The following is a 6000-nucleotide window of genomic DNA, read 5'->3' as shown; positions in this document are numbered from 1 at the left end:
TCAAGGCGGTGCGGCGCTATGAAGACGGCCCGATGAAGGGCCGCGAAAAGCCGATCAACTCGATCTACATGATGGCGCACTCGGGCGCGCGCGGTTCGCAGGCGCAGATCAAGCAGCTAGCCGGCATGCGCGGGCTGATGGCCAAGCCTTCGGGCGAGATCATCGAAACGCCGATCATCTCGAACTTCAAGGAAGGCCTGACCGTTCTTGAATATTTCAACTCGACCCACGGCGCCCGCAAGGGCCTGGCCGACACCGCGCTGAAGACGGCGAATTCGGGCTATCTCACCCGCCGTCTGGTCGATGTGAGCCAGGACTGCGTCGTCTCCGAAATCGACTGCGGCACCAGCCGCGCGCTGGAGATGAAGGCCATCGTCCAGGGCGGCTCGACCATTGCCTCGCTCGGTGAGCGCATTCTGGGCCGCACCACGGCGGAGGACATTGTCGAGGGCAAGTCGGGCGAAGTGGCGATTGCCGCCGGCACGCTGCTCGACGAGCCGATGGTCGCCGCGATCGAGAAGATGGGCATCCAGTCGGTGAAGATCCGCAGCCCGCTGATCTGCGAAACCAAGGTCGGCGTCTGCGCGAAATGCTATGGGCGCGATCTGGCCCGCGGCACCCCGGTGAATATCGGCGAAGCGGTGGGCGTCATTGCCGCCCAGTCGATCGGCGAGCCGGGCACCCAGCTGACGATGCGCACCTTCCACATCGGCGGCGCGGCGCAGCTGAACGAGCAGTCGAACCTGGAAGCCAATACCGACGGCACGATCGAATATCGTGACCTGCGCATCATCGTCGACCAGCGTGGCCGGCGCGTGGTGCTCAGCCGTTCGGGCGAACTGGCGATCATCGACGCCGAAGGCCGCGAGCGCGCGGTGCACCGCCTGCCCTACGGCGCCTATGTCATGTTCGACGATGGCGCGAGCGTGGCCAAGGGCGACCGGCTGGCCGAGTGGGACCCCTTCACCATGCCGGTGATCACCGAAAATCCGGGCGTGGTGAAGTATCAGGACCTGATCGACGGCAAGACCATGGCCGAGCAGGCCGACGAAGCGACCGGCATCACCCAGCGCGTGGTGATCGAATATCGCGCTACGTCGAAGTCGAAGGAGGATCTGCGCCCGCGCCTGACCCTGCTCGACGCGGCATCGGGCGAGGCCGGCCGCTACATGCTCGCCGCCGGCGCGACGCTGTCGGTGGAGGACGGCGCAACGGTGTCGCCGGGCGACATCCTGGCCCGCGTCAGCCGCGAAGCCGCCAAGACGCGCGACATCACCGGCGGTCTGCCGCGCGTTGCCGAGCTGTTCGAAGCGCGCAAGCCCAAGGAAAATGCCATCATCGCCAAGGTTTCCGGCCGCGTGGTGTTCGGCAAGGACTATAAGGCCAAGCGCAAGATCGGCATCCAGCCCGAGGATGGCGGCGAGGTGGTCGAATATCTGATCCCCAAGTCGAAGGTCATCGACGTGCAGGAAGGCGATTACGTCAAGCGCGGCGACAATCTGATCGGCGGCAGCCCCGACCCGCACGACATTCTGGAAGTGCTGGGCATCGAGCCGCTGGCCGAATATCTGGTCTCGGAAATCCAGGAAGTGTATCGCTTGCAGGGCGTGAAGATCAACGACAAGCACATCGAGGTGATCGTTCGCCAGATGCTGCAGAAGGTTGAGATCACCGATGGCGGCGACACCACGCTGCTGGCCGGCGAACAGGTCGACCGCGAGGAAATGGACGAAGTGAACGCCAAGCTCGCGCCGGGCCAGCAGCCCGCACACGGCAAGCCGGTGCTGCTCGGCATCACCAAGGCCTCGCTCCAGACGCGCAGCTTCATTTCGGCAGCGTCGTTCCAGGAGACCACGCGCGTCCTCACCGAGGCCGCCGTTCAGGGCAAGCAGGACATGCTGATCGGCCTGAAGGAAAATGTGATCGTCGGCCGGCTGATCCCGGCGGGCACGGGTGCCGGCATGAACCGCCTGCGCGTTGCTGCCTCGTCGCGTGATGCGGCGCTGCGGGTTGCCCAGCGGCGGATGAACGACGCGATGATCATCGCGCCCGATTCCGCGGCCGAAGAACTCGCCGCCGAACTCGCGCGCAGCCCGCGCGATTCAAGCGGCGCCGGGCAGGACCCGCTGGCCGAGGTCGTCTCCTCGGGCCACGGCACCGATGCCGATGCCGGCGATTATCTGAACCAGTAATCGCGCGGCCGGCACGCCGGACAAAGAAATCGCCGCCCGGGGGATGCTCCGGGCGGCGATTTTCATTTCTGGCGGCGCGATGGTTGCGACAAACCGCACAGCCCCTTCCGCCTGCGGGACGGGCGATTGTGGTTCGGTTGTCAGCTGGCGGGCTTCGCCTTGTCGTCGGGCGCATCCTTATCGTCCTTGTCGCCGCCGCTCCACAGCTTCAGGCCCTTTGCCTTCTTCTCAAAGGTCGCGCGGTCGGACGGAGACAGGTTGGCGCGGCCCGCGACCACACCCATGCCGATATTGCACTTCACGAAATAGGTTTCGCCGGGTTCGATCTCCAGGTTGAGCCGGTCCTTGGCTTCGCCTTCGGTATAATATTGGTGCTTGCCGGGCGTGGCGGTGACCACGAAATATTTGCCCGAGCCGAGCCGCGCGACCTGCTTCTTCGCGTCGCCTTCCCCCTCGCGCACGGTGCAGCCCAGCGCGGCACCGAAGATCGAGCCGGGGCGGAAAAACACGATCTGCCCCTTGTCGGCCGGCGCCGCGCCGACCTCGCCCGACTTGGTCTTGATCGGCGCCGGCGCGGTCTGGGCGAGCGCGATCGGGGCGGCAGCCAGGCTGGCGGCCAGGGCAATGACGGCAAAGCGCATAGTCTCTCTCTCCTGTTGAAACGGTTCTTATGGTCTATGGGGCCGCCGGGCAGGGCGCGCCGGCCGTCATGGGCAGGGCCGTATCGGCCACGGTCTGCGCATCGGCCAGGGTGCCGGCGGGCACGTTCACCTCGCCACCGGCGACCAGAAACACCGCCGGCGTCAACACCAGGCTGGCGGCCATTGCCTCGCCCGAGCGCGACTTGCCGGCCTCTGCATAGCGAAAGCGGCCAATCGGCACGCGCACCGCGCCGCACTGCAGGAAGCGCACCGCAAGGATCAACTCGCCGGGCTTGCCGCCCCAGCGGGCGCGGGCGGCGTGCACCACTTCGCCCTCACCGCGGATGCCGGCGGGCAGCAGCGCAACGCCATCCACCGTCACTGGCTCTGCCAGTTCGATGGGGAAATGCTGATCGATCTTGCTGATCTTCGAGCCGAGCGCGCTCAGCAGCTTCACCCTGACCGGCGTCTTCGCGGGCAGGACGGGGTTCACAGAGGGTGCCGGGGCCGCCGGTTGCGCGTATGGCGCGGACTGCGCACTGGCCAGCGCCCAGAGCGGCAACAGAATCGCCACGCGCGATCCAACCTTGGTCATCATGCTGCCCCTCCCCCGATTGCAACAAACGCTAGGCTTGTGCGGGGCGTTGGGCAAGGGTCGCGCCCTAACGCGCCACCCGCACCACCTGCGTGCCGAGCCTGGCGGCTTCGTCGGCGTCGTGCGTCACCATCAGGATGGGGAGTGCGAGGCTGTCGCGCAGCCGCTCGATGGCGGCGATGATCTCGTCGCGCCGGGCGCGGTCGAGAAAGGCGAGCGGCTCGTCGAGCAGCAGAAAACGCGGGTTGGAGAGGAGCGCGCGGCCAATCGCCACCCGCCGCGCCTCCCCGCCGGAAAGCGCGCGCGGCCAGCGGTCGAGCAGGCCGCCCAGGCCCAGCAGGTCGATCACCGCGGCCCGGTCCATCCCGCCGCTGCCCGCGCGGCCCGCGCCATAATCCAGATTGGCGGCGACGCGCCGGTGCGGAAACAGCCGGTCGTCCTGAAACACATAGCCCGCGCCACGCTGCTCGGCGGGCAGATCGATGCCGCGCGCCGCATCGAACAGCACCTCGCCGCCGACGATCACATGGCCGCGCGCGGGCCGGCGCAGCCCGGCGATCATGTTCAGGATGCTGGTCTTGCCCGCGCCCGACGGGCCGAACAGGATGGTGCAGCCCGGCCCGGCGGTGAAGGCGCAGGCAATCTCGCGCCCGCCGACCGGCGCGGCAATGTCCACATCAAAGGACATGCAGCCCCCGCCCCTGCCGCCGCGCCAGCGCTTCGGACGCGACCAGCGCAGCCACCGCCAGCACCGTGGAGATGATCGCCAGCCGCAGCACCGCCGCCTCCCCGCCGGGCGCCTGCAGCGCGCTGTAGATGGCGAGCGGCAACGTTTCGGTCTCGCCCGGCACGTTGGAGACGAAGGTGATGGTCGCGCCGAACTCGCCGATCGAGCGGGCAAAGCCTAGCACCATCGCCGCCAGTACGCCGGGCAGGCTGAGCGGCAGGGTGACCGTGGCGAACACCCGCCAGCGCCCCGCGCCCAGCGTGCGCGCGGCCTGCTCCAGCCGCTGATCGACCGCCTCGATCGACAGGCGGATCGCGCGCACCATCAGCGGCAGCGCCATCACCGCGCTGGCCAGCGCCGCGCCCGTCCATTTGAAGATCAGGCTGATGCCGAACCAGCCCTGCAGCCAGCCGCCCACCGGCCCCGCCGGCGCAAAGGCGATCAGCAGCAGCCAGCCCGTCACCACCGGTGGCAGCACCAGCGGCAGATGAACGAGCGCATCGACCAGCATCTTGCCCGGAAAGGTCGCGCGGGCGAGCAGCCAGGCCAGCGCAAACGCGACCGGCAGCGCCAGCGCCAGCGCCGCCACCCCCACTTTCAGCGTGAGCGCGACAATCGAAAGCTCGGCCGCGCTCAGCATCTAGCGCGTGAAGCCGTGCCGCGCGAAAATCGCCTGGCCGCCGCGCGACAGCAGAAAGCGGCGGAACCCCTCGGCATCGCTGCCCGTCCCCGCCTTCAGCCGCGCGACCGGATAGCGGATGGGCGGGTGGCTGGCGGGCGGGAAGGTGGCGATCACGCCGACGGCGGCCACCCGCGCATCGGTTGCATAGACGATGCCGAGCGGTGCCGCCCCGCGCTCCACCAGCGCGAGCGCCGCGCGGACATTTTCCGCCCGCACGATGCGCGGCGCAACGCCATCCCACACGCCCAGATGGCGTAGCGCCGCCTCGGCATAGCGGCCGGCGGGAACACCAGCCGGATCGGCCAGCGCCAGCGGGCCTGACGCGAGAAGGGCAGCGAGCGCGCGCCGGTTGCCCGGGTCCACCCGGGCGCTGCCGGGCTTGCCCACCAGCACCAGCGCATTGCCGGCGAGTTCAGCGCGCGTGCCCGGCACAATCAGCCCGCGCCGCGCGACATCATCCATCCATTCGACATCAGCCGACATGAACAGGTCCGCCGCCGCCCCGCCCGCCACCTGCCGCGCCAGTGCGGAGGAAGCCGCGAATGACAGCACCGGGCGCGGATGGCCCGCCCGCGCCCAGGCATCGGCCGCCTCGGTCAGCACCTCGCGCAGGCTCGCCGCCGCCAGCACCAACGGCGGGCGGGGCGCATCCCCGGCCCGCGCTGCGACAGGCGGGGCAACCAGCGCGGCGAGCACAATCAGCAGCGGGGTCAGCCATCTGAACATGCCACCGTTGATAGCGGCGCCCCGCCCCGCTGTCAGCGGTAAAGGGCGCCGCCCGGATCAGTCCTTCGGCGTCAGCTGCGCCAGCGTGTCGCGGCCCAGCCCGGCAACCATCTCGCCGATTTCGCTGGCCTGCGACATCGCGCGATTGGCCTGATCGCGCAGATAATCGCCCTGAATGCGCATCACCTCGCTCATGTCGCGGGCCTGCGCGGCGGCGCGCATGGCGACAAAGGCCTGGCGCGTATTTTCCTCGGCCTGGTCGAGCAGCCGCATCCCCAGTTCGGTGCCGGTTGCCGTCATCCGCTCGGCAGAGGCGCGAACCTGCGCACCGGCGGTCTTCAGCTGGGCGCCAATGGCCTCGCCCGCCTGAGTTGCGGCGTCGGGTGCGGGGGCGGCTTTCTTGGGGGGGGCGGTGTCGGCCATGCGCGTTACTCCTG

6 protein-coding genes and 1 pseudogene are annotated in these 6000 nt (G+C 69.1%); 1 reads left to right on the top strand and 6 read right to left on the bottom strand.

Features of this window, described 5'->3' with window-relative positions; translation table 11 throughout:
* Positions 1-2192 (top strand): annotated as a pseudogene (locus K2Y03_RS02520) (DNA-directed RNA polymerase subunit beta'); the annotation flags it as partial.
* A gap of 140 nt (positions 2193-2332) precedes the next feature.
* Here the strand turns inward: K2Y03_RS02520 and K2Y03_RS02515 are convergent.
* The 6 genes from K2Y03_RS02515 to K2Y03_RS02490 all read right to left on the bottom strand — a co-directional run bounded on the left by K2Y03_RS02515 (position 2333) and on the right by K2Y03_RS02490 (position 5986).
* Positions 2333-2833 carry a hypothetical protein gene (locus tag K2Y03_RS02515; RefSeq protein ID WP_294087974.1) on the bottom strand — a complete coding sequence of 167 codons (501 nt, stop codon included), beginning with the start codon at positions 2831-2833 and terminating at the stop codon, positions 2333-2335.
* Between the two features lie 34 nt (positions 2834-2867).
* Positions 2868-3431, bottom strand: a complete 564-nt coding sequence (locus tag K2Y03_RS02510; protein ID WP_294087973.1) for a hypothetical protein — start codon at positions 3429-3431, stop codon at positions 2868-2870.
* A gap of 64 nt (positions 3432-3495) precedes the next feature.
* Positions 3496-4116: an ATP-binding cassette domain-containing protein gene (locus K2Y03_RS02505; RefSeq protein WP_294087971.1), complete on the bottom strand. Its 621-nt coding sequence runs from the start codon at positions 4114-4116 to the stop codon at positions 3496-3498.
* The gene (gene modB / locus K2Y03_RS02500; RefSeq protein WP_294087969.1) at positions 4106-4795 is read right to left on the bottom strand and encodes a molybdate ABC transporter permease subunit; all 690 of its coding nucleotides are present in this window, start codon (positions 4793-4795) and stop codon (positions 4106-4108) included. The genes K2Y03_RS02505 and modB overlap by 11 nt, the downstream gene beginning before the upstream one ends.
* The gene (gene modA / locus K2Y03_RS02495) at positions 4796-5563 is read right to left on the bottom strand and encodes a molybdate ABC transporter substrate-binding protein (protein ID WP_294087967.1); all 768 of its coding nucleotides are present in this window, start codon (positions 5561-5563) and stop codon (positions 4796-4798) included.
* A gap of 57 nt (positions 5564-5620) precedes the next feature.
* Positions 5621-5986: a phasin family protein gene (locus K2Y03_RS02490; protein WP_294087965.1), complete on the bottom strand. Its 366-nt coding sequence runs from the start codon at positions 5984-5986 to the stop codon at positions 5621-5623.
* Between the last annotated feature and the right edge of the window lie 14 nt (positions 5987-6000).

Source organism: Sphingomonas sp., assembly GCF_019746015.1.
GTDB lineage: Bacteria > Pseudomonadota > Alphaproteobacteria > Sphingomonadales > Sphingomonadaceae > Sphingomonas.
This window is presented reverse-complemented; position numbering and strand designations above follow the sequence as displayed.

Bases quoted from the DNA above. Each gene is read 5' to 3' on its own strand.
- K2Y03_RS02515 (WP_294087974.1), bottom strand. From the start codon at position 2,833: ATGCGCTTTGCCGTCATTGCCCTGGCCGCCAGCCTGGCTGCCGCCCCG.
- K2Y03_RS02510 (WP_294087973.1), bottom strand. From the start codon at position 3,431: ATGATGACCAAGGTTGGATCGCGCGTGGCGATTCTGTTGCCGCTCTGG.
- K2Y03_RS02505 (WP_294087971.1), bottom strand. From the start codon at position 4,116: ATGTCCTTTGATGTGGACATTGCCGCGCCGGTCGGCGGGCGCGAGATT.
- modB (WP_294087969.1), bottom strand. From the start codon at position 4,795: ATGCTGAGCGCGGCCGAGCTTTCGATTGTCGCGCTCACGCTGAAAGTG.
- modA (WP_294087967.1), bottom strand. From the start codon at position 5,563: ATGTTCAGATGGCTGACCCCGCTGCTGATTGTGCTCGCCGCGCTGGTT.
- K2Y03_RS02490 (WP_294087965.1), bottom strand. From the start codon at position 5,986: ATGGCCGACACCGCCCCCCCCAAGAAAGCCGCCCCCGCACCCGACGCC.